Annotated in this window: 18 protein-coding genes; 9 read left to right on the top strand and 9 right to left on the bottom strand. The window is 69.3% G+C overall.

The features are described from left to right. Window positions 1–135 precede the first annotated feature (135 nt). Both OG927_RS32680 and OG927_RS32675 read right to left on the bottom strand, forming a co-directional pair. A complete protein-coding gene (locus tag OG927_RS32680) occupies window positions 136–1,635 on the bottom strand; it encodes an alpha/beta hydrolase (RefSeq protein ID WP_330321260.1) in 1,500 nt (499 codons plus the stop codon). A gap of 384 nt (window positions 1,636–2,019) precedes the next feature. Beyond that, window positions 2,020–2,490 (bottom strand): hypothetical protein, encoded by a 471-nt coding sequence (locus OG927_RS32675; RefSeq protein ID WP_056789156.1) that lies wholly within the window; start codon window positions 2,488–2,490, stop codon window positions 2,020–2,022. Window positions 2,491–2,904: 414 nt separating this feature from the next. On the opposite strand from OG927_RS32675, the gene OG927_RS32670 reads away from it, so the two are divergent. From OG927_RS32670 to OG927_RS32645, 6 genes are all read left to right on the top strand, one after another. Continuing rightward, entirely contained in the window at window positions 2,905–3,873 is a 969-nt protein-coding gene (locus tag OG927_RS32670) for an AraC-like ligand-binding domain-containing protein (RefSeq protein WP_079100689.1), read from the top strand. A gap of 1,022 nt (window positions 3,874–4,895) precedes the next feature. Further along, complete coding sequence (locus tag OG927_RS32665) at window positions 4,896–6,107, top strand: MFS transporter (RefSeq protein WP_330321259.1); 1,212 nt, start codon at window positions 4,896–4,898, stop codon at window positions 6,105–6,107. A gap of 167 nt (window positions 6,108–6,274) precedes the next feature. Then, the gene (lysA, locus tag OG927_RS32660; RefSeq protein ID WP_330321258.1) at window positions 6,275–7,588 is read left to right on the top strand and encodes a diaminopimelate decarboxylase; all 1,314 of its coding nucleotides are present in this window, start codon (window positions 6,275–6,277) and stop codon (window positions 7,586–7,588) included. Between the two features lie 308 nt (window positions 7,589–7,896). Then, window positions 7,897–9,447, top strand: coding sequence for an NAD(P)/FAD-dependent oxidoreductase (locus tag OG927_RS32655; RefSeq protein WP_241191639.1), 1,551 nt, complete (start codon window positions 7,897–7,899; stop codon window positions 9,445–9,447). Between the two features lie 307 nt (window positions 9,448–9,754). Then, window positions 9,755–9,985: a hypothetical protein gene (locus OG927_RS32650; RefSeq protein ID WP_056788984.1), complete on the top strand. Its 231-nt coding sequence runs from the start codon at window positions 9,755–9,757 to the stop codon at window positions 9,983–9,985. 384 nt (window positions 9,986–10,369) lie between these two features. Beyond that, entirely contained in the window at window positions 10,370–11,599 is a 1,230-nt protein-coding gene (locus OG927_RS32645) for a PP2C family protein-serine/threonine phosphatase (protein WP_124280141.1), read from the top strand. Window positions 11,600–11,690: 91 nt separating this feature from the next. Here OG927_RS32645 and OG927_RS32640 read toward each other — a convergent pair whose 3' ends face one another. Together OG927_RS32640 and OG927_RS32635 are read right to left on the bottom strand one after the other, a co-directional pair. Then, window positions 11,691–13,598 (bottom strand): CASTOR/POLLUX-related putative ion channel, encoded by a 1,908-nt coding sequence (locus OG927_RS32640; protein ID WP_241191640.1) that lies wholly within the window; start codon window positions 13,596–13,598, stop codon window positions 11,691–11,693. A gap of 377 nt (window positions 13,599–13,975) precedes the next feature. Beyond that, complete coding sequence (locus tag OG927_RS32635) at window positions 13,976–14,737, bottom strand: hypothetical protein (RefSeq protein WP_330321257.1); 762 nt, start codon at window positions 14,735–14,737, stop codon at window positions 13,976–13,978. 342 nt (window positions 14,738–15,079) lie between these two features. Here OG927_RS32635 and OG927_RS32630 point away from each other — a divergent pair, with 342 nt between their 5' ends. Beyond that, on the top strand, window positions 15,080–15,841 hold the full coding sequence (locus OG927_RS32630; protein WP_124280144.1) for a dienelactone hydrolase family protein: 762 nt from the start codon (window positions 15,080–15,082) through the stop codon (window positions 15,839–15,841). Window positions 15,842–16,692: 851 nt separating this feature from the next. On the opposite strand, the gene OG927_RS32625 is transcribed toward OG927_RS32630, so the two are convergent. Further along, window positions 16,693–16,908 carry a DUF6243 family protein gene (locus tag OG927_RS32625; RefSeq protein ID WP_056788966.1) on the bottom strand — a complete coding sequence of 72 codons (216 nt, stop codon included), beginning with the start codon at window positions 16,906–16,908 and terminating at the stop codon, window positions 16,693–16,695. 666 nt (window positions 16,909–17,574) lie between these two features. On the opposite strand from OG927_RS32625, the gene OG927_RS32620 reads away from it, so the two are divergent. Further along, window positions 17,575–18,480 (top strand): NAD-dependent protein deacetylase, encoded by a 906-nt coding sequence (locus tag OG927_RS32620; protein ID WP_124280145.1) that lies wholly within the window; start codon window positions 17,575–17,577, stop codon window positions 18,478–18,480. 611 nt (window positions 18,481–19,091) lie between these two features. Continuing rightward, window positions 19,092–19,724: a hypothetical protein gene (locus tag OG927_RS32615; RefSeq protein ID WP_330321256.1), complete on the top strand. Its 633-nt coding sequence runs from the start codon at window positions 19,092–19,094 to the stop codon at window positions 19,722–19,724. Between the two features lie 155 nt (window positions 19,725–19,879). Here OG927_RS32615 and OG927_RS32610 read toward each other — a convergent pair whose 3' ends face one another. The 4 genes from OG927_RS32610 to OG927_RS32595 form a co-directional block, all read right to left on the bottom strand. Then, window positions 19,880–20,152: a hypothetical protein gene (locus OG927_RS32610; RefSeq protein ID WP_124280146.1), complete on the bottom strand. Its 273-nt coding sequence runs from the start codon at window positions 20,150–20,152 to the stop codon at window positions 19,880–19,882. A 255-nt stretch (window positions 20,153–20,407) separates the two neighbouring features. Further along, window positions 20,408–20,989, bottom strand: coding sequence for a snapalysin family zinc-dependent metalloprotease (locus tag OG927_RS32605; RefSeq protein ID WP_056788955.1), 582 nt, complete (start codon window positions 20,987–20,989; stop codon window positions 20,408–20,410). 676 nt (window positions 20,990–21,665) lie between these two features. Further along, a complete protein-coding gene (locus OG927_RS32600) occupies window positions 21,666–22,844 on the bottom strand; it encodes a GDSL-type esterase/lipase family protein (RefSeq protein WP_330321255.1) in 1,179 nt (392 codons plus the stop codon). Window positions 22,845–22,933: 89 nt separating this feature from the next. Beyond that, window positions 22,934–23,503, bottom strand: coding sequence for a TetR/AcrR family transcriptional regulator (locus OG927_RS32595; RefSeq protein ID WP_124280148.1), 570 nt, complete (start codon window positions 23,501–23,503; stop codon window positions 22,934–22,936). Window positions 23,504–23,539 lie beyond the last annotated feature (36 nt).

Genomic DNA, 23,539 nt, shown 5'->3' with positions numbered 1-23,539 from the left:
GCACCGGCTGTCGTCGTCCCGTCCCTGTCACCGACGCGCTCCCCCGGGCCCCTGGGAGGCTGCCGGGGTCGGGCGGGCCGACGGCCCACCGGTTGTTCTCCGCGGCCCACAGGTTCTCCCCCGCACGCGTGGGCGTCAGTCTTCGCAGTGCACGTCGTGCCGGGGGCGCTGTCCGTGGTTGAGGAAGGCTTCCACCGTACGGTCGCCGCAGCCCTCACGCCGTGGCACATACATGCCGTGTCCGCCGCGGCCGACCGTGACCATCCTCGCCCTGTCCCCGAGAGCCGCGCGCATGCGCAGTGCTCCGGAGAGCGGGGTCGCAGGATCGCGGAGCCCCTGGATGACCAGGATGTTCGAGGGGCCGTCCGGGGTGATGCGGGTGGGCTCGTCGGCGGGGGCGTCCTTCCAGAACGCACAGGGCACGATGTTCGCGGTCATTCCCGCTGTGAGCGGATGGGCGGCGCGTGCCTCGGCCACCGTGCGCCGGTAGTGGCCGACCGTGCGAGGCCAGCTCACGTCGTTGCAGAGCACCGCGATGATGACGGAGGCGTCTGCGTCGGGTACGGGTGCGGAGAGCTCGGCGGGCAGGACCGGGGGCTCACCGAGCGGGTCCGCCGCCGCTTTGACCAGGGCGGCGAAGGAGGGGAAGAGGGCGTCGCCGTACAGGGCGTTCTGGAGTGCCTGGCGCAGCATGCTGCCGGTCAGCGGCAGGCCGGGGACGTGGGACTGCCGTGGCGTACGGTCCAGCTTCGCTGCCAGGGCAAGGACCAGCGGCTCCACCTCTTCGGGGCGTTCCGCCAGTTGCAGGTCACGGTGGCCGGACGGCGGGTCGGCTGCCCAGGCAGCGAAGTCCGGGAAGCGGTCCTCGGCGCCCTCGGCCATGTTGGCCAGCCATTGGCGCTCGACCCGTCGCGGGTCGGGGTCGCCCACACTGTCCAGGACCAGCCGTCCGGTGTGCTGGGGGTACTTCTGCGCGTAGACAGCTCCCGCATAGGCACCGTACGAGGTCGCCCACGCCGAGATCTTCTCCTCGCCGAGGGCCCGGCGCAGGCGGTCCATGTCGCGCACCTGGTTGGCGGTGCTGAAGCTCCGCACCACCGCACCCCCGTTGCGTGCGCACGCCTCGGCGACGCGGCGGGACCGGGCAGCGTTCTCGTCGATGCTGCCGTCCGGCGCCGGCCACGACCGGAGGGTGAACACGTACCTGTCCCCCTCGGTGATGCCACAGCTCGCCCTGGTGCTGGCGCCCACGCCCCTGGGGTCGAAACCCACGATGTCGTAGCGGCCCTCCGTCTGCGCGCGGAGCGCGGCGCCCCGCTGGGTGAGCCGCTGCACCCCGGATCCGCCGGGACCCCCGGGGAGAGCCAGCAGCGTCCCCTGTCGGGCCTCGGGCCCTTCGCTCCTGAGCCGGGTGACCGCGAGGGTCAGCCGGGGCCCGCGAGGGTCGCGGTAGTCCAGCGGCACCGGCAGGCCGGCACACTCCTGACCGGTGGGACCGCCGGGGCTTTCACAGGGAGTCCAGGCGAGAGGGGGTACGCCGACGGCTTCCGCCCTCGGGGCGAAGGTCACGGCGGGCAGCGTGGTCACGGCGACCACCAGGGCCATCAGCAGGGCTGTTCGCGTCCAAGTCGTCATGGGGCAAGAGTGGTTGCACGACTCGCCGCTGCCCATGGAGCCATCCCGCCGTCCTTCCTGGGGCCAGCACCAGGAGCATGCTCACACGCTTCCCACGACCACTTCAGCGGCACGGACTGTTCGTGGTGGAGCGGCGGCGGGCGCGGCTCTGCTCACGGGCCCTCCCCGCCGACTCCCGGGCCGCCGCCCGGGCCCGTCCGCCCAACAGGCACACGGCACTTCTCCGTGAGCACGCCGGGAGGCGGGAGGTGCGTTCAAGCGGACGTGAGCGACCACCTGTCGATGCGGGCACCACACGTGTCACGGCGGAACGGCTCCCCGGCGTCAGCGACTGCGGAGAGAGGTCGTCCCCGTGCACGAGGCGCTCGGGGACGACCTCATGTGTCAGGGGCGCCAGCCGTCGGCGACACGGCCCTGCTGTACCTGATAGGTGCCGCTGCACTTCCCGTTGTCGGGGTCGCCCCAGATCTTGATGGCGTCGGCGTCGTTCGCCCAGGTGGTGCCGTTGGGGTGAGCGTAGTTGCCGAGGTTGACGGCGGTGTTCCGCGGGATGCAGATGTAGGCGTCCGGGGATGCCTTCCGGTCGATCAGCCAGACGGAGTCGTCGTTACGGGTGTTGACGACCGCGTCCACCCGGTCCCCTCCGCCGATGATGGACTGGTAGGTGGTGTCCTGGTACCAGCTGAAGATGCTGCCGTTCTGGTAGGAGCCGTCGTACAGACACACACGCGGGTACGCGCAGCCGTGCATGCTGACGGCAGCGGCAGGTGAAGCGCTCACGGTCACGGCGCCCGCGGCGAGGGGGGCCACCGCGAGGGCAGCGGCACCCAGGCGGATACGTGTCGTGCGGAACATCATGAGTTTCCCTTCGATGGGCCGGAAAAACAGCGGAAGGAACGGCACGGGAGTTTCCCCCGGCTTCTTCATTTCGGCACGCGGTCCTTTGGTGAGCATTTCCGCTCCGCACGTCGATCGGCAAGAGCTGCACTGCCACCTCGGAGTGACGGCCTCACTCATGGACCTTAGGGCCATCGCGAGTTTCGGACCTTTCCATTCCTGCAGGAAACTTTGTCAGTAGTGCACAGCTCAACGTGGAGACCCCATCGGATGAGGGCCGGCTCTGCGCGTGCCTGCCCAAGGCGTTGCGCAGCGAGAGGGAATGCAGACAGACTGGTGTCGGGACCATCCGTATCGAGGGGGACTTGTGGGGGAACGGCTCCGGGTACTGTCAGGCCGGCTCTATGGGCGACACCTGCGAAGGGCTGCCTCATGAGCCCGGTTCTGGACACGGCGCACATACCGTCGCAGGACCGGGAGGAAGTGATCCGGGGTGCGGTGTGGGAATCGGTGGTGGCGGTCGATATCGACCACCGTCCTCCGGCGGAGGACATCTCCGTTCGTATAGGGCTCGGCACCATCGGGCCCCTCAGGATCTGTTCGGCTCGGGCGACCGCGGTGACGGTCCATCGGACGGAGCAGCTGGCCCGGAAGGACGAGGAACCGGCCGTTTTCCTCGGCGTACAGATGACGGGCACCAGCCTGGTGGCGCAGAACGGTCGCGAGTGCGTCCTCAGGCCGGGGGAATTCGCCATGTACGAATCGATCGCTCCCTACACACTTCTCTTCGACGAGGGAGTCGACCATCACTTCTTGCGTTTCCCCCGCGCCGCACTCGCGCTCCCCGACCGGTTGCTACGAGACACCGCCACAGTCACGTTGGGATCCGACAACCCCGTCGCACGCCTCGCCTTCACCTACTTCTCCCAACTGGCCGTCAGCGACGATCTGCACCAGGACGTGCACGCCGATGCAGTCGTGGAGCCCAGTGTCGAGCTCCTCCGCGCCGTCCTGACGTCCCAGCACGGCGCATCAAGCCTGGCCAGGGCGCCCCTGGAGGCGACACTCACCCTGCGGGTGACTGATTACATCCGACGGCATCTGGCTGATCCCGATCTGTCGGCGGCACGGATAGCCGCCGCACACGACATCTCCGTACGTCACCTCTACGCTGTGCTGTCCCGGTCGGGCATCAGCCTCGGCGACTGGATCCGTACACGCCGCTTGGCGGAATGCAGGCGCGAGTTGGGCGGTCCGAACGCTCGACTCCGGACCATCGCGGCGATAGGGCGACGCTGGGGGTTCGTGAACGCGGCCCACTTCAGCACGGTGTTCAAAGAGGCATACGGGACTTCGCCTCGGGCCTGGCGCGACGAGCACCACCCCCGTTCCTCCGCGTAACGGTCTCGGCCGGCCGCGTCTCGCGTGACGGGCCGGGACGCCCTACGACGCGGGGCCCATCGGCAGCGCGACTCGACGGCGTACTTCGCCGGGGAGGCACGCTGATGAGCCGTGCCCGGCTGCCTCCGGCCGCCGGCGCGGCCACGGCATGAGACCGCTGCGCACTTTCCAGGACACGCACGCTCCAGCGACTCCTACTGGCGCAGCACGTCGTGCGCCGACCCCGCCCTCCAGGCCGCCGACGCCCGTCACCCAGCGGCACAGCCCGTCCCTCAACCCGCCGACGGGGGTTGCGCGGCGCCCTGTCCACACCGCGCGTCGGAGGCCGGCTCGTAGTGCCTGGCCGAGCCAGGTGCTGCCGTCGGCGCGAGAGGGCCGCGGCCGGCGCCCCCTGACGACGGAGATGAGCTGCCGGTACCGCCCGGTCACTGCCTCCGGGCGTACCTCCAGCCCCTGCGGGAGCCCGCGACGCCGGGCGGCCCCGCACAGTCCGGGCCGACGCGGACAACAGGTACCGGGCCCGCGGCGCAGAGCTCGCCGACTCAAGCGTGTTGCGTCCGCACTTACGTAGCACGTATCCGGGAAACCACGGACGCGCGGCACCCCTTCCCCTGGAAGGCTTGTCGTCGGAACGACGTGCGTACACGGGGTACGTGCACTGCGCGGCGGCCATCGTCCGGGAAGGAAGGACGGGGCGCGCCGGGAGGGGGAGGCACCCGGCTCCGGGGGGGGCGGAGGCGGAGTGGTCGCACGTCTGCGGCGGCCAGGTGGTTGATCTGTTCGTTCCCCGGCCTCACCTGCCGGGCACAGAGGGCGTCGGCTCCCGCAACGGCGCGCGAGATTCACCGAGCGCTACGAGATGTCCACTGGGGACGGCCATCGGCGCTTCAGCCACGACTTCGCGGTCCGCGTAGGAGTTCAGCCCGCACGGAACAGAAGCGGTCGAGCCGGGCCGGGGCCGCTGCCGCACGCCTGGAATGTGAATCCGCACCGACCACACGACCGAAAGCGACAGGACTCTGATGCATGCGACCTCTTTGACGGTCGGTTCTGATTCGAAGCCAAAACTGTTCACCACACCCTGGTGGTGGCGGTGGGCGCTCGGCACGTGCTTCGCCCGTATCACCGAGCCCATGGCGACGCTGGCCCTCATCAGCCTGGGAACCTTTGTCAGCGGCTATTCCTATGGAGCGTTCCTGGTCAGTGTGTATGCCTTCACCGGCGCACTGACGGCGACCACTTCCGGCAAACTGATCGACCGCGCCGCGCGCCCACGCCGATTAGTAATGATCATGACTTCGTCGTCGTTCGTCCTCCACGTCGCCCTGGCCGCCTTCGGAACCTTCCGCCTCTCTCTGGTCCTGATCACCGTGACCACAGCTCTGTGTGCGGCATTGCCTGGCGGAATTCCCGGCCTGTCGCGCTCGGTCCTCGTCAAGTACGCCGATCCGCGTCTGCGGAACCTGGCGTTCTCATGGGACTCGATCATGACGGAAGCCGGCTGGATACTGGGGCCGGTCGTCATCGCGGGCCTGACCCTGTTCGGCCTCCCGTGGGTGGAGGTCGCGGCCATGGCCGTCACGTTCCTCGGCGTCCAGTTGTTCCTCGGCCCGCTGGTCGGGAAGGGCAGGATCGAGACGCTGCCGGACGCTGCGGAGACCGCGCCCGGATCCTTGTGGTCGTACCGCACGGCGTGGCCGGGCCTCATCGACTCCGTGTCGGTCGGCATGGCGGTGACGGGAATCGTCTCGGTCCTGCCCGTCCTGTTGCCGGAGACCGGTGCGTCGCCCGCGTGGTCGGGCATCCTCGTCAGTCTTCTGGCCGGCACCGGGATCGCCGGAACGCTTTGCTACGGGAAGGCAGTGGGGCGGATTCCGCTGCACATCACCGTCCAGTCGCTTCTCACACTGGTCGGCGTGCTCACCTCCGTGGTGGCCCTGGCGTTCAGCGACAGCGCGCTGTCGGTTGCGGTGTGGGTCGGAGTGTCAGGGTTCTTCATCACCCCTTTCAACACGCAACGATCGATAAGCCTTGAAGCCAGCATCCCGGCCTCCCTGCACACCCAGGGATTCTCGGCGCAGTTCGCCCTGTTCGGATTGGGATCCGCGATCAGCGCCGGAATGCTCGCACTGATCAGCGGTATCACGGCGGCACTGCTCGCCATTGCAGGATTCGCCCTCCTGATCTCGGCCGTGACCCATGCGACTGCGCGGAAGGAAATCTTCAGGAAATGACGGAGTGACACCCATGCACCCCCGCGCCACTGAATCCCAGGGCTCCTGCCCCGACGGGGCGGTGAACGAACCGATCCGTGGGTGCGGCCGGGCGGGCGACGTCCGAGGAAGCAAAACCCTGCGAAGAGCAATGTGAGGAAACAGTGCACACGTACGGTACGCAAACCGTGAACGATCAGGGGCATCTGGAGATCGGAGGATGCGATGTGCTGGATCTGGCGGAGACCTACGGAACACCTGTCTACGTGATCGACGAGTCGGCTGTCCGTGACAGGTGCCGTTCCTACGTACGGGCGTTCCGTTCGGAATGGGCTCGTGTGGACATCGCCTACGCGTCCAAAGCGTTCCTGGTGGGCGAGATGGTGCGCCTCGCCACGGAGGAGGGCCTCAGCCTCGACGTCGTGTCGGCGGGCGAACTGCGCCTCGCTCTGTGGGCCGGCGCGTCACCCTCGAAGATCACGTTCCACGGCAACTACAAGACCCGGGAGGACATCGAGCTCGCGGTGGACAGTCGGGTCCGGTCCCTGGTGATCGACTGCTTGGACGAGATCGGCCTCATAGATCGTCACGCCCGGGAGGGCGGCCAGGTCCAGGCAGTCGACATCCGCCTGAACCTCGGGATAGACATCCACACGGATCCCAAGTACACGACGGGCAGCCTTGAGTCGAAGTTCGGACTGCAGATCCGGACCGGTGACGCGGCTGCCGCCGTCGCGGAGGTTCTCGGACGGGCCAACCTCCGGCTCCGCGGCCTGCACTTCCATCTCGGTGCTCAGGTGCTGGACACGAAGTTTCACCGCCGGGCCCTGACTGAACTGGGTGAGTTCATACGGGCGGTCACCGCCGTCTCGTCGTGGAAGCCGGAGAGCATCACCGCGGGAGGCGGGATGGGGGTCGACTACGACGGGGTCTCCTCCCCGCCCTCACCGGAGGAGTGGGCACGGGACCTTCTGTCCGTGTTCGGCGACCAGGTCGCACCCTACTGCGCCCCGAACGTGGTGTTCGGGGTCGAGCCGGGCAGATCGGTGATCGCCGAGGCCGGGGTGACCCTGTACACCGTCGGCCCGACGAAGAGGAGCGGCACACGCCGGCTCGTGGCCGTGGACGGCGGGCTCTCGGACAACCCGAGGCCGATCATGTATCAGTCCGTGCACAACGTCGTGCTCCCGTCGAATCCTGAGCTGAAGGACGTGGAACTGCACGAGGTGACGATCTTCGGTCGCCACTGCGAGACGGACAAACTGTTCGACGGTGTGCGGCTCCCCGACCTGCCACCCGGTGAGGTGCTGGCCGTTCAGTGCACGGGCGCCTACACCCACTCGATGTTCAACCAGCACAACAGGTTCGACAAGCCGCCCGTCGTCTTCGTCAGCGACGGCCGCTCCAGGCTCGTCGTACGCAGGGAACGGTTCTCGGACACGATCCTGACCGAGATGCCGAGCGCGGCCGCCGGCTCGTCCGACCGACACGGGGAGAAGTAGTGCGTTTTCTTGTCACCGTCCCGGTTTCCCCCTCCGCGGCAGAGTCAGTGGCCGGGAGCGGCATCCGATGCCGTCCGGATCTGCACGGCGCGGATGACAGCACGCTGGCGGGTGCGCTGAGCGCGATCTGCCCGCACGTGCTCGTCACCGATCGCCCGATCGGCCGGGAGGTTCTGCGTCTCTGGCGCGAGGCAATGCCCGAGAAGCCGATCGCCGTCGTTCGGCTCACGGAGTCCCACGGCACACTCAGGCGCCTCCCGACCATGCACGGGCGACCGACCTCGGCGGTACTTCCGTTCAGCATTCCGATGTACACCGTCCCGCGGCAGCCCGACTCCGAGGGCGGCGTCGACGAGGACGCGAGCCTGTTCGAAGCGCTCGGCGTCGCCGAGCGCTTCGCGCAGGACCGGGAACAGGTCACCGAACCGTCCCACGTCACGGCGCGCTCGCCGGGGGCCGCGCGAGGGAGGGCATCGGTCCTCATGGTGGGCGGCGGCGTCGTGAACCTCGTCACCGCACACTTACTGCATGCCGAAGGCTATGACGTCGCGATGGTCGACGCGGCTCCCGATCCCAGGGCCCGGAGACCCTGGTCCGCGTACGGCGCCTCACGCGGCGGTGGCAACGCGCGCATGTTCACCTACACCGAAATGGACGACTACCACGCCAAGTCGGCCGGCGAAGACGACTGCATGACCCTCTTCGACCGTCCCCCCTCCCAGTCCGGCTGGGACGTCCGCCGCTACGAGGGCGAGGAGGACCGACAGTGGGTGCAGGACTTCCAGCGCGTCCGGCCCTGGCTGGCGAGGGCGTACAACGGGGACATCCTGGGGCTGAACCGGCGGAGCGGGGAGCTGTGGCAGGCGTGGCTGCACGCCCGCCCGCACCTGTTCGATGACGTGGACCTGCGGCACGACATCCTGCGCCTCTACCAGGACGGGCCGCACCTGGAGGCCGCCCGCCATCGGCAGAACGCGGTGGGGGCCACCGTCGCCTCCTACGGGTCCGACGAGGTACGCGAGAGGTTTCCGGCTCTCGCGCAGGCCGCCCCTCACGCCTTCGCCGGCGGCATCGTCGTCGAGGGCTTCACCGTGAACGTGCACGACTTCATGGCCCGCCTGCTCGACGACCTGGAGGCAGACGGGGTACGCATGCGCTTCGACCTGCGGGTCGAGGAGATCATGCGGGACGACACATCCGCCGTGACCGGAGTGCTGACCGCTGACGGTCCGCTGGTCTACGACCACTACGTGGTGTCGCCCGGTGTCGAGTACGACGCGTTGCGCCGTCAGATACCGTCTCTGCGACAGGTGCAAGGGGTCCTCGGTTGCTGGGCCACGATCCCGAACGGCGTCCCCCCGCTCGAAAACTCGCTGAAGGTGGCGCGGCGCGGTCATGTGGCGGAGGACGCGAACATCACCGTCGGTCGTGACGAGTCCGGAGAGAGCGTCCTGATGATCGGCTCCGGCTACGGGTGGACGGGTAGCCATCCGCGCAATATCGACGAGCGGAAGCTCGAGGACATTCACGCCGCCGTCGCGGACACGGTCGAGGTGCTGTTCCCCGAAGCCTACGAGAGGATCGGCGGCCGCGACGGACTGCGCCGGACGCAGAAGCACTGCGTACGCCCGTGGACCTCCTCGAACCTCGGAATCTTCGAGACGAGCGCTGCCGTCAACGGGGCCTTCGTCGTCACGGCCGGGCACAACACAGGCGGCTTCGCCCAGGCACCCGTCATCGCCGAAGCGGTCGCCCACTCCCTACGCGGCGTCGGCCACCCCATGCACACGCTCTACCATCCGCTCCGGACCCAGCGCGTGCTCAACGCGATGGCCGGGCTCGGCGGGGCCTCTCACTGACCGGGACCGAGCCGGGTGGTGGTCCGCCTGTCGGGGTACCGCCCCGCATCGCCGTCCTTGACGTCGGGGGGAGAAGCGGACTGCCCCGGCCGGGACGCCCCGCCCGGCCCGGGCCCCGTTCACGGGAGCGGTCCGCCCACCTCGCGGGCCGCTGCCCCGTCCGCGCGGGCACCGCCACTGGCGATTGCCGGGGTTGCTGGACCCCGTTGCCGTACAGCAGGATCAGACGATGTCCCGATCAGTAGGCCCGCACACAGCCGACCGGTGCCCTCGGTGCTCGGTCGAAGCGGTGCAGCGTGGTGTCCCGATGACCGTTGAGGGATGCGATGTCATCTGCTACCGCTGCGGTCACTGTGCGAAAGCGTGGACGCGCCCGGTCGAGGACGACCTGGAGGTCTACGACATCGTCAGGGTCGACCTCCACGACACCACGCTCTACGGCACCGTTTGGCACGTGGAGGACGACCGCATCCAGGTGCGCGGTTCGGGTGGCGAGTGGCTGCTGTGGGCCGAACGCTGGCGGGTCATCCTCTACTGACCAACCGAGTCCCCCTGGCTGCCTGTGTGGCGGGGGGGCCGGTCCGGGGCAACGGCGGTCGTGCTCGACGCGCACACCGGCGACCGGGTGAGTGCCCGGCACCACAGAGGCGGCACCATGGACGCACGCCGCCGCCAGGTTCCGTCTGGACGGGTTTCGGCTTCAGCCGTGTGAGCCGACATCATTCCGCCTTCGCTCATCGATACGAACGGCAGGCCCTCGCCATGACGGCGCCGGAGCGTGGGTGAGCGGCGCCCACGCTCGAACCACTGGACCTCTCGGAACAGATCACCCATAAGACCGGCCACTGCCCGACAAACAAGTATCCCGTTCTGTCCTATTGTGAGACTGCCCAGCACCAGTCGGCACCGAGGCGGCCAGTACATGAGGGAACCACAGATCGACTACTCGGAGGTCTTCCACGCCCTCCCGGGCATAGTGGCTCTACTCACCCCCGACCTGGTGTACGCCGACGCGAATGAGGACTTCCTCCGCCTGGCCGGGCGCACTCGTGAGCAGCTCCTGGGCCGGTACATCTTCGATGTTTTCCCCGAGAACCCCAATGATCCGGCAGCCGCCGGCATGCGGGAGACCCAGGCGTCGATGCTGCGCGTCGTCGCCACCGGCGAGCGCGACACGATGGCTCTGCTGCGCTACGACATCGAGGACCGCGAGCGGCCGGGCCAGTGGGTGCAGCACTTCTGGAGCCCGGTCAACGCACCCGTGCTCGGCCCGGACGGGAACGTGCTGCTGATCGTGCACCGGGTGGAGGAAGTAACCGAACTCATCCACGCCCGTGGCGGGCACGGCAGCAGCAGCCGTGCCCGCGTACTGGAAGCCGAGCTCTACACCCGCGCCCGTGAGCTCCAGGATGTCAACGAACGCCTGCGCAGGGCCCATGCACGCGACCGCGAGGTCGCCATCGCCCTGCAGGAGGCGATGCTGCCTGCCCCCACACCGGTCGGACACCATCGGGCAGCAGTCCGCTACCAGCCCGCCGTCGGCACCCTGAATGTGTGCGGTGACTGGTACGACCTGGTCGACCTGCCTGGCGACCGCATCGCGGTGGCTGTCGGCGACGTGGTCGGCCACGGCCTCAAGGCGGCGTGTGTCATGGGACAGCTGCGCAGCGCGCTGAGCGCAGCGGCCCGTGTCGCCGACGGCCCGGCCCGTGCCCTGGAGGCGCTCGGCCTGTACGCCCGTCATGTCGACGGCGCCGAGTCGACCACCGTGGTGAAGACCTTCATCGACTGGACCACGCACACCATCACCTACAGCAGTGCGGGCCATCCGCCCCCCGCCCTGCTCCGCGCCGACGGCACCGTGATCTTCCTCGACCGGGCGACCGACCCGCCTCTCGGCGCCCGGCCCGAACACGTCCCCAGGCCCGAGGCCACGACACCGTTCACCGAGGGTGCCACCCTGGCCCTGTACACCGATGGCCTGATCGAGCGCCGCCACGAGGACATCGACGTCGGCCTGGCCCGTCTCGGCAGGGCCCTCGTCCGCCACGGACGAGCTCACCCGGAGGCCTTGGCCGATGCTCTCCTGGGCGACCTCCTCCCGCCGACGGGCAGCGCCGACGACACCGCCCTGGTCATCATTCGTCTGTGACCGCCTCGTCCGCCGCCGTGTCGCGCAGGCGCCCGGCACTGTCGACGTCGGGCGACCGCCGCGAACCAACGCGCCGGCCGCCCGCACGAGGTCAGAGCCGGGTGATCACGATGACATCGTCGTTCCCGTTCCAGCGCCGGACGTCCGTCTTGCGGGGATTGACCCGTACTCCGTAGTCGGGGCCGGTCGTCGCACGGTCACGGCTCCGGTAACCGATCGCGCACTCCCCTCGGCGCGAAGCGGACTCGACGACGGTGGCGAAGGACGCCGTACACCCCGCCCTCACGTAATGGCCGGCCGGCCTGAGCTGGATCGTGTTGCCGCCGGGCGCGAGGAGTTCCTCGAACAGTTCGGCGAGATGCCAGTTCTGTGAGATCTGGGACATCAGGAGGCCCACGAGTTTGCCGCTGACGATGAAGTCGGCGCCGGGGCCGACCGGCGCGATCGCCGTGTTGCGGTCATCGGTCATCTCGGTGACCACGGCGACCGGGCTCCCCGACGTGCGTTCCAGATCGCGCAGGAGCAGCAGGGTGACGAGTGTGCGGTCGTCCGGTGCACCGCCACAGGTCCCACGGTCCGGTCCGAGGACGATGACACCGTCGTACGTGGCGACGTCCAAGGCGTTCACCGTCTCCGGCAGCGCGGGGTCTCCACGGCGAAGTTCGACCGTCAGACCGGCGGAGGCCTGCGGCACTGCGGCCCCTACCTCCGCTGCGGTGAGCTCCTCGCCGTCCGCCACCACGTGCAGGACCGAACCGGGAGCGACGTGGTCGGACAAGTGACGCACGATGCGGCGTGCACGGCGGTTCCACCCCAGCAGGAGCATGCGTTCGGGGCGTACCACCGTCGGTGGCCGGGACACGATCACCGACGTGTCGACGGCCGCGGGCTCGTGGGCTTCCACCGTGGTGTCGTCGTCCTCCGCGATCACGACGAGCCGGTCATCGGCGCACAGCCGGGCGTCGGGCGCCGGGTGGAGCCGCAGCGCCCCGTCCGCCCTTACGATGCCGACCACAGTCGATGTCACATAGGCCGTCTGAGCCTCGCCGTAGGTGCGGCCGGCCTGTGCCGGTGCGTCGACGACGTAGAACTCGTCCCCGGCGAAGTCGAGCAACTCCTGGTAGACGAGCGACAGTCCGGGCTGCCGGGCGCACTGCGCCACGAGCCGTGCGGTGATGTCGTCGATCTCCAGGACGAATGCTCCCGGTCCTGCGGCGAGCGTGGCGGCGAGCCGATAGCGGCTGTCCCGCACCACGGCCAGGATTCGGGCGCGGCAGTCGTCATCGATCACTGCCCGGAGGGACAGCAGGTTCTTGACGATCTCCGCGTCCTCGTCGGGTTCGTCGCGCGGTAGCACGAGGACGACGTCCGCCGTGGCCGGGCTGACCCGCTCGAGTGCGACCGGGTCCGTCGGGCGTCCGTTTCGGCAGATGATCCGGGTGCCCCCCGTATCACCCGCCTCAGTGCGCAACTCCTCCTCCATATCCGTCTTGTCCCGGTCGGCCAGGACGACGATGGCTCTCCGTCCCTGGTTGGTGTTGGCCTCCGCGATCTCGGCCACGACGGTGAAGATCTGGTCGGACCAGCCGAGAACAACGGTGTGCCCCTCCTCCAGGACGGTGGAGTGGCCGCGTCTGAGCGCGAGGAGCTTCTCGGTGATCGCGGCAGTGATCAGGCTGACGAGGGTGGACACGTAGAAGAGGGCGACCAGGGCGAGGAGGACGGACAGGGCCACGCGCAGGGGCGAACCGGCTTCTCCACCCAGTCGGAGAGTCTGTCCGACGCTCCGCCACACCGCTGCGGCCTTCGCCCACCGGTCGTCGGGGGCCCTGTCGTCCGTCCACACCAGCACGGCGCTCGCCGGGACGACGATGACCAGGCACGCGACGGCGAGCCACCCGATGAGGGCGGCGGCCCCGCCTGCCAGCGTGTTGTCGAACCAGTACCGCGCCTGCTTGCTCAGCGCTGCGCGGCGGCGCCCGCCAACTGCGGGGTCCACCGCGTCCGTAGGGGCGTCCTGGCCTTGCCGTTGTTTCCCCACACGGACGTCCCCGGTCCGCCGACGCCTGTCGTGATCGTTAGTCGTCTTGTGCACAGCAGCAGCGTGCGGACTCGCTGACCACGGCATACGGATATCCGGCCAGTGTTCATCCTTTAGAGGACCGGACGCGTCCCGGAGCGGTGCCTTTCCGCCCAGCTCAGACGGCTGCCCACCGCACCGAGCCGGCGCCAACCACTCCGGCCCCCGCCAATGGCCCGGCTTCGGGGCGGAGATCGTTCCGCCGGCCGGTGAACCGGTGCCCGGTCGGGCGTCTCAGCACCGTCGGAGTCCGGACGTGCCTCCCGCCCGTTCCTGCCGTTCGAGCCCGCCGTCGACTACGTGCGGTTCTCGTCGGCGAGCCGCACCACGACGCCCATGTCCGGTACCTCCAGTGCCGGCAACCGCAGCCAGCCGAACGGGATCCCGTACGCGCCGCCTTCGACGCGGTACTCCATGCGGAGCATCGCGCCCAGCTCGCTCTCGTCCTCGTCGGCGATGATGACGCTGTAGCGGCAGGAGGTGATGTCGCGCCAGGGGATCTGCCGGCCGTCGTGGCGCAGCCCGTCCGAGGTGGCGGTCAGCGGGCCGAACTCCACCTGGCCGCCGGCCGCGAGGGATGCCCTTGCCCTGACCAGGTGCAGTTCGGTCACCGGATCGCCGATGCGGGCCAGAAGCGGCGCGATGGCGGAGGGAGCCGAAGGGGAGATCCTGCCGGACCGGAAGACGGACTCGGGTGTGGCCACGGGCGGGTCTGCCAGTCTCAGGGCGACGACCGTGCCGTCGGTGAACTCCAGCCGCCACAGGTGGATCCACTGCGTGACCACCGTGCCGTCCGGCACGAGGCTGCCGTCGACATCGTTGGCGCACCACATGTGGGCGACGTCCGCCCAGCGATATGTGCGGGGGTCGTCGGTGCTCTCGTCCGCGGTCAGCACCACACCGTCGCCGAGCACGGACAGCGTCACCGCCCGTGGCCCGCCAGGCCCGACGACCTCCCCCGGCAGGGTCCCGTACACCGGATCGGCCGGGGACTCGGGCCCCGCGGCCTCCGGCACCGTCTTCCCGCCTGTGTGCTTCCTCCGCCACCAACCAGTCATGCGCCCTCCCGCGCGGGCACGTCCCCCGGGCTCCGGAGCCACTCCGGAGAAACGCCCCCCGACCCACCCGTCGAAGTATCCCCCGGACCAGCGGGTGTTGTCCGGCTGATGCCGCATGGGGCCCGAGTGCCGGCGTCGGCGTTGTTCGGTGGAGTATCTTGCGAAGATGATTACCGGGACGGCATCGCGCCACGCACGGATTGGTGACCCGGTGCTCCTCTGAGTGCCGTACGGGTCGGTGTGGGCCCGCTGTTCGATGGAGGATCGCGCGCTCCTGCGCGGGCTCCGCCTCCGTCGTGTGGAGACCGAAGGTTCGACACGATCACCACGACAGGAGGATTCATGCCCACCAAGACGCTGCAGATTCCCACCGCGGACGGTCAGGCCGACGCGTTCGCCGCCTTCCCCGACCGCGGCACGCGACGCCCAGGGGTGCTGATGTACGCGGACGGCTTCGGCGTTCGGCCCGTACTGCGTGAACTGGCCCAGGAACTGGCCGGGCACGGGTACTACGTGCTCGTCCCCAACGTCTTCCACCGACACGGTCCGGCACCGGTGATCGAACTTCCCGGACACATCGGGGAGGAGGTACGGCCCCGGATCATGGCCCAGTTGATGCCTCTGATCGAGGCACACACCGCCGAACGCGTCCTGAGCGATGCCGACGCCTATCTGGAGTTCCTCGCCGCCCGGCCCGAGGTCGCAGCCGGACCGGTCGCGGTGACCGGCTACTGCATAGGCGGCCTTCTGGCGATGCGCACCGCTGCGGCCCGCCCCGCCCAGGTGGCCGCCGTCGCCGCATTCCACGGCCCCGTGGGCGCCGTCGGGCCCGACCTCCTTTCCGCGCTCACCGCACAGGTCCACCTCGGCCATGCCGAAAGCGACATGACGCCCGAGGCCCTCGGCAAGCTCAACCAGCTCCTGGATGCTGCTGGTGTCGACTACACCTCCGAGGTCTATCCCGGCACCGCCCACGGCTTCACCATGTCCGACACCGACGCCTTCAGCGCAGCGGGGCTCAGGCGCCACTGGGACCACCTGCTCCCGCTCCTGGACCGCGCCCTCGTCAGCAGCTGGGACTCAGGCTCGGAAACCGAGCTGTAAGCACACGCCTCCGGGCGGGAGCTCCCCGCAAGGATCGCCGTCACCCGCTTCCCGGCGGCATCGGTGCCCGGATACGACCCCAGTCTCTGCCAGCCGATGGGCAGGACGTCATTCCCGGCAGCCCTGGCGGTACCGGGCCCACCGAGGACACCGGCGGCTCCGAGGAACCGGCGACGGGAAAGCGGGGCGCGGTTGGGCATACGGGCACTCCTGTCGCGGGCCGGATGTCCGAGCGCGGTCAAGGGTGGCAGCAGCAACAACGGGACGCAAGGTCTACACCACTAAGCCGGTGGGACCAACTGCCCTTTCAGCGTGCCGACTTGACGGCAGCCGACCTGTCGCTCAGCTACGTCGGAGAGCGGCCGGCGAAGCGCGGCTTCCGACTCCGCCGAGCTTGCTGACCATCGGGCCCCGGGCCCCGCTCATGTCCGGTTCCACCGACGCGAGCAGTACTGGTCAGGGCCCACGGCGTTCTTCCACCCGCCGCCGGGGCGACGGATCCGCCGCAGCGGCCCCCTTGCCCGCTTCGTACCAGGGCTGATCGACTCCCTGACCGGCGGAAGCACCAAGCCGACTATGGCCCGCCGCGGCGTTCGGCACGGTGCTGGGCTCGGAATCCATCGTTGGGTCGCACGGCTTCGACGTCTGCGCAGCCGTTGGAACGCTGTCGCGTCGCACGGTGCCCGCGGTGCCCTCGCAGGAAGCCTCCGCCGGGGCTGCGTATGGCGCCACGACACCCCGGGCGCCTCCAGTGACCGCCGCCTGCTCCGGTGACTCCTGGCGGCGACACCTCACTCCGGGAGGCCGGTGTCACTCGGTGTCTCCTCGACCTCACACTGCGGAGCGCTGCCTCAGCTCTGTGCGGTGTCGTCGCCCGTCTGCCCGGCGCCCTCAGCTGTGCCTGCCTTCTCGCGCATCTTGCGCACCAGCTCCGCCTTCTGGTCTGCTGCACCCTGGCGGTCGAGGTTGCGGTGCGGACCGTTGTTCTGCCGTTCGGCACGGGACAGCCTCTTGCGCTGGCCGCCGCCCATACCCACGGGGTTGTTGATGTTCTTGCTCACGGTCATGGGTTCTCCCGAAATAATGTGAAGTGATCTAAGGATTCATCGGTGGGGGACGGTTGCGGCGACGTCGAGGGACGTCAGCAGGGGCCCATCACGCTCTCACCGGTAAATCGGTGTGTGGAAGAACATGACCCAGACGTTACCCGGTTCCGTTGACCCCGTACACCGAGGCTCTCGCCTCCTGGCCAGGCCTTCGGTGAACGCCTGGAGGTCAGCCATCCTTCCAGGAACCTCAGCCCGGCCGGCATCCGCCGGTGGTCGCCACCTGCCCCGGGGCAGACCCGGCTCGGTGCGGATGGAGCTGATGCGCTTGGCCACGGTACCGCCGAGGCGGAGCCTCCCTGCGATGCCCGCACGGGAGGGCGGGCTGAGAACCGGGCCCTGGACAGTGCCGTGCAGACGGCGCCTCGATCATGCGGAAGCCCCGGACCGGTGCGATGCCCGTCCGGAGCCCGTGGCCCGGCAGTACGAGCACCGGGAGCGAGGCCGGGGAGAGCTGGAGCTGCCGTCCGCAAACGAAACGCGCCGGTGAAGATCTTCTTGCCTCTCCCGAGCAGGCGCAGGCGCAGGCAGCCTCAAGGGCTGATGACGGCCTCGTGCGCCGCCTCCCGCCACCGGCCGCCGCAGCGCCGGCGGAGTACAGGGCGGCCTGTTCCGTACTCTGGGGGCATGCGTATGCGGCCTACTCTCAGCTGGACTCCTACCGAGGACCTGGCGCCGGGCACCACGGATCCGGAGCCGGTCACCGACGCGCTGCGCCGAGGTGACGTGCTGGTGCTCAGCGGGGCGGGCATCTCCACGGAGTCGGGTATCCCCGACTACCGCGGCGAGGGTGGAAGCCTGAGCCGGCACACCCCGATGACCTACCAGGACTTCATCGCCGGTACCCAGGCCCGGCGCCGGTACTGGGCGCGCAGTCACCTCGGCTGGCGTACCTTCGGCCGTGCGCGCCCCAATGCCGGCCACCGGGCCGTGGCCGCGTTCGGGCGACAGGGGCTGCTCTCCGGTGTGATCACCCAGAACGTCGACGGCCTGCACCATGCTGCGGGCAGTCAGGGCGTCGTGGAACTCCACGGAAGCCTGGAGCGGGTTGTCTGCCTGTCCTGCGGCGCCTTCAGCCCGCGCCGCGAAGTCGCCACACGGCTGGAGGAGGCCAATGCGGGCTTCGCGCCCGTGGCCGCCGCGATCAACCCGGACGGTGACGCCGACCTCACCGACGAACAGGTCGGGGACTTCCGCGTGGTGCCCTGCACGGTCTGCGGCGGCATCCTCAAACCGGATGTGGTGTTCTTCGGCGAAGCCGTGCCCCCGCAGCGGGTCGAGCGTTGCCGTGAACTGGTCCGTGGCGCAGCTTCCCTGCTGGTCCTGGGTTCTTCACTGACGGTGATGTCCGGGCTGCGCTTCGTCCGGCAGGCGTCCCAGGACGGAATTCCGGTGTTCATCGTCAACCTGGACCCGACCCGGGGGGACCGCTACGCCGTCACCCGTGTCGCTCTCCCGCTGGGAACGGCCCTGACCACGGTGGCCGACGGGCTGGGCCTTCGCGTCGATGACGACACGGCAGGGCCCGGGTGAGGGTGGTGGGGCGTCCGCGACCGGCGCCTCATGGATCGGGTCCGGATCGGGTCCGGATCGGGCCGGCGGTCCGACGATGCCGCGATGACCATGTCAGCTGAGTACGTCACTCCGTTCCGGGACGCCGGTCGCGCTCGTCTTCGGCCGCGTCGGCTGTAGCTTCGAAGGGCAGGCCACCCCGCTGTTCGAGATCGAGCGGGCCCTTCAAGGCGTCGTTGAACGACTCGACTGGCAGCCGTACCGACGTCGGCAACGACTCGCTCCTACGGGGCGCCTCCCGCTTGAACGAATGCCGGAGCAACTCCGCGCCCTGGAAGATGAGCCGTTGTCGAACTTCCTGGAGACGGACTCCTGGTCCGTGGTCAGCCGGAGGACGGGCAGACCTGCGCAACTCGATCCTGCGGCCGAGCACATGGCGCGTACAGATCGGAGCCTTACCAAGCGCCGACCCGTCACCCACAACCAACTGCCCATGAAATGCGGCTCGTTGGGCTTGGCTCGCATGGGGCGCGAGTGATGCGGCGCCCGATAACCCTCCCGTAGCCGGTGGGTCTTCCTTCTGCACCGATCGCCGGGGCGGACTGTTCGGTGGCAGGTGGCAGGCTGACGGGGTGCTGATCAAGGGATACGAAGACGCCCCACTGGTGGCGGGAGAGCCGCTACTGGCTCGCCCAGGCTTCTGGTCGAGCCACCTCATGGCGATGTGCGATGCCGGCGGCAGCACCGAGCGTCCGACTCCGGAGCGCTTCGGCGAGGACGGAGCCGATGTCGATGCCTTGTCCGAGGTCCTCTTCGACCCGGACCGCTGGCCCGTGTTCCGGGTACCTGCGGCAGACGGCCCCGGGGCCGTCGTGGTCTACCGCGATCTGCCCGGTGACTACGGCATCGACTGCTTCCTCACCCGTCCGGACCGGGGCTGCGCACGACAGATCGCCGGCCGGGAAGGAGAACGTGCGGGGACCGGGCTGACCTGGCTCGAACTGATCCGCATCGCCGGCAGCCCTGCGCCCACGGCCGAAGGCGCCGAGGATCCCGATGCCCGTCTCCTGCTTCTCCTCCCCCTCCTCGACGACCTGGATGTGTCCGACGCCGGGCCGGCACGGCTCAGTGCGGCCCTGGCTGCGCACGGGGCCCCTCAGGACACCGCCATGGAGACCGCGGTCCTCCTGCTTGCCCACCTGATGCGGAGAGCGCGACACGATCCCGCAGGGGGTTCTCCCCTGAGCGGTAGCCGGACGAGGTGAGCCTGATCGCTCGGAACGGATACGCGGTTGCCGCCCGGGGGAGAAACCACAGGGGCAGCGACATCCACGGGAGTTACGGATTCGCTTTCCCGAGCCGGGACTCCTTGCTGCCGTCGCCCGACCGGCGGCGCGGAACGAGCCGGATCACGTCCGTGTCAGAAGGGTGCCGGGCCGCTGCCGATCACGCCCATGGCCGCCTGTCCGGGCGCCAGCTTTCCCTTGAGGACGAAGCGGCCTTCCTGTCCGTCGGGGAGACGGACGAAAGCGGTGCCCACGGTGAGGACCTTGAACATGTCGGCGTCCTCGTAGTCGGCGAGACACCCGCCCCAGGACTTCATCCGGTCCCGCTCGGTGATGGACAAGTCGGCTTGCATCGAGGCTTCTACATCACCGGCTACGACGGTCACGGGCCCCTGGTAGGTCGTCATCCGCCCAGTGTGGACCTTGGCACCGACGACAAGGAGCTCGTACGCGGTGTGGCGCCCGACAGACTCACCCGGCCGGAGCCGCGGAGTCACGACGGTGGAGGCGCCGCGGCTTGGATGACCGTGCCGCCCAGCGGCGCCCGGCGGGACGAGCCGGCTGTCGATGACCGAGGAGGCCCCGGTGAAGGCATTCGGCGTGCGCGAGGTGCCCGACCACCCGGTGTCGGCGGGCACCTCGCCCGGTAGTCGTACCTCCGGTCAGGGGGCGTCCACCAAAGTGCGGCCGTCGGCAGGAACGAGCGAGGCGAGGCCGTTGGCGTAGGCGGACTCGACACGGGCCTTCTCAGCCGCGTTCGGAACCGCGTTCCTGCAACTGATGCCTGGGCTCGACCCTGACATCAGCTGGGAGCACGGGCCAGGCTTGGTGTCGGGCAGGCCCAAGCTGTGCCCGATCTCGTGGGCGGCTATGCGGGTCTTGTCGTAGCCCTGAGACACAGCTTGGCTGCCGAGCTCGACACGCACCTGCCCGCCCGGCCGCACCGGGCCCAGCGTCGCCTGCGGCCAACCGGTGGTGGCGACGATCTGGATCTCGGCCCGGGTGCCGGGTGCGGCCTCGACCAGTCTGACGTTGCCGACGTTCTGGTTCCACGAGGCGACACCTGCGGTGATCGCCGCCTCCCAGCCCACCGCCCTGCTGTCGTCGTAGCGGAGTGTCACCACCGCTGCCGCGTTCGTCGCCGAGGCAGGCTCCGGCGCGGGCGCCGCGTGCGCTGCTGTCGCTGCGGCCAGGGTGATCGTGGCGGCGGCGCCGGCGGCCTTCAGCCATAAGGAGTACGGCATTTCTGTCCCTTCACTCGTGGGGACTCGGCTCCGCTCGGAACCGAGAGCGGGGGGACCGCATCAGCGGGGCAGCCGGATGCAGGTCCCCCAGGGCGTCAGAACTATGCCCACCGTTCCGCAGTTATCATGCCCCTGTCATCATGAATGGGCTGGAAAAGTGCGTGGGACGGACTGCGTCAGCTGTCCGAGCCGGACCTCTCGTGTGGTTGGCGTGAGGCGGAGAAGCCACGTGCGCGCCGGTCAGCCGTGGTGCGCGGATGTCGGTGCGGTACCGCGGCGGGCGACGACATCATCGCCGCCGCACACAAAGCCGACGGGCACGAATGGCCCGTACACCGCGTCGGCAAGGTCTTCGCCGGGCGAGTCCCGACCGCTGTGAGCGGTACTCACCCGGCCGTGTCCGGTTCCGCGGGGTGAAGCACTCATGGCCCACAAGGCACTCACCCATGGCCGACAGCAGCTCGACATCGGCGACTCGCCTCGTTCGACGGCCGCCTCGTTCGACGCCCGTCCCAGGGCCGGAAGGCGCCTGGACCACAAGGCCCCGGCAACACCCACGTGGTCCGTGGCCGAAGCCCAGCGGGGCGCTGAACTCCCTTCAAAGGGCATCCGGAGGCGAACTCCACAGCGTCGGTGGAGCCGTGTGGCGTTCACGGTCTCCGTGCCCGCGATGCGGTCACGCAGGCTGATCGGCGAAGGGACCGTCACCGGTGAACGCGAGCTGCGCGAAGTTTTCGCCGATCCGGCGGTGTCCCGCAGGGTCGGGGTGGACCTCGTCGGGTAGCGGGAATTCGGCGTAGTCGCTCTCGCCGTACAGATCACGTCCGTCGAGGTAGTGCAGATTCGGGTCGTCGGCCGCCCGCCGGCCGACGGCGCGGGCAAGTTCGTCGCGGATGACGTTGAGCGTGAGCCGCCCGGCAGCGCGCTCGGCCGGGTCACCCGTGGCCTTGAACCGCAGGACCCCGCCGCCGAAGTCGGGTGCCAGAGGGCCAGGTGTGTCCTCCTGGATCGGGCACAGGATCGGGGACACCAGGAGCACCGGCGTGGTCGGGTGACCCTCGCGGATGGTGTCCAGGAAGCCGTGGACCGCGGGGGTGAAGGCACGCAGGCGCATCGCGTCGGTGTTGACGACGTTGATGCCGATCTTGAGGCTGATCAGGTCCGCGAGGGTGTCCCGCATTGCGCGGGCGATGAACGGGTCGAGCAGTGCGCTGCCGCTGAAGCCCATGTTGACCAGCTCCACACCGCCCTTGGCAGCTGCCAGAGCCGGCCAGACGGCAGTCGGATGGGCGGCGTTCGAGCCGTGGCTGATCGAACTGCCGTGGTGCAGCCACACCCTGCGCCCGCTGTCCGGCACCTTCTCCACGGGGGCGTCGGTGCGCAGGGCGATCAGCTCGGTGATCTCCGTATGCGGGAGCCAGATCTCGACAATCTTGTCGCGCGCCGGCAGATCGGTGAACCGGGCGGTGCCGGCGGGTCCCTCACGCAGTTCGGCGGACTGGGTGACCATGTCGGTGATCGTCCGGAGATTGCCGCCCGCCACGGTGGCCTGAGCAGTGAGGTGGCCGTCGACCAGCAGGTCGTACACGCCGTCCGCAGGGGCAGGAAAGCCCAGGTAGACACGCTTGGTCGGTAGCGTGTCGAGTTCGATCGTCGTGGCCCGGGTCCGGAAGACCAACCGCACGCCGGAAGGCTGGGCCTCGGCCACGGCCAGTTGGTCGTCGGGGATCTGCCGGCGCGCCTGAGCGGGCAGCCGATGCGGCAGCAGACCGTGCGCGGTCGCTTCCACGTCGAGGAAGCCGCGCAGGATGTCCGTGGTGACAGGTGTGGTGATCCAGTCGTGCTCGGTCTTCATGGCCTCAACCTGGTGATCAGTATGTACGGATGCTCGTTCACGCGGGTGGACGGCGCGCTACCGCCTGAGGGGGTGCGGCCCCCGGCACGTCAGGGGGTGGACCTCGTCCTCAGCAGAGCGTCGAGGGAGTCCACCATCCAGACCCAGGACTCCTGCGCATCCGGAGCGCTGTGCTCGAAGCCTCCGGCCTGCTCCAGGCTGACGTAGCCGTGGAAGACGCTTCCCAGCATCCGGACAGCGTGTGTCTGGTCCGGCTCCGTCAGGTCGTAGCCGCGCAGGATCGCCCGCGTCATCTGTGAGTGCCGCATCCCGGCGCTGGCCGCCGCCGTCTCGGGATCCAGCCGAAGCCGTGCGGCGGCGTAGCGGCCGGGGTGCTCCCGGGCGTAGTCGCGGTAGGCGTTCGCGAACGCCTCCAGAGCGTCCTTACCGGCACGCCCGGCCAAGGCGGCCGCGACCCGATCGGCGAGCTCCTCGAGCGCGAACAGGGCGATCCTGGTCTTGAGCTCCTGCGAGTTCTTCAGGTGCGAGTACAGACTCGCGGCCTTGACGTCGAATCGCCGGGCGAGCGCCGAGACGGTGACCTGGTCGAAGCCGACCTCGTCCGCCAGTTCCACGCCCGCTCGGGTCAGACGCTCCGGTGACAGCCCTGCTCTGACCATTGCCTACCCCTCACCCAACTACAATCATTAAGCATT

Origin of the sequence: Streptomyces clavifer, assembly GCF_036345975.1 — a bacterium.
In the GTDB taxonomy this organism is placed as follows: domain Bacteria; phylum Actinomycetota; class Actinomycetes; order Streptomycetales; family Streptomycetaceae; genus Streptomyces; species Streptomyces clavifer.
This window is presented reverse-complemented; position numbering and strand designations above follow the sequence as displayed.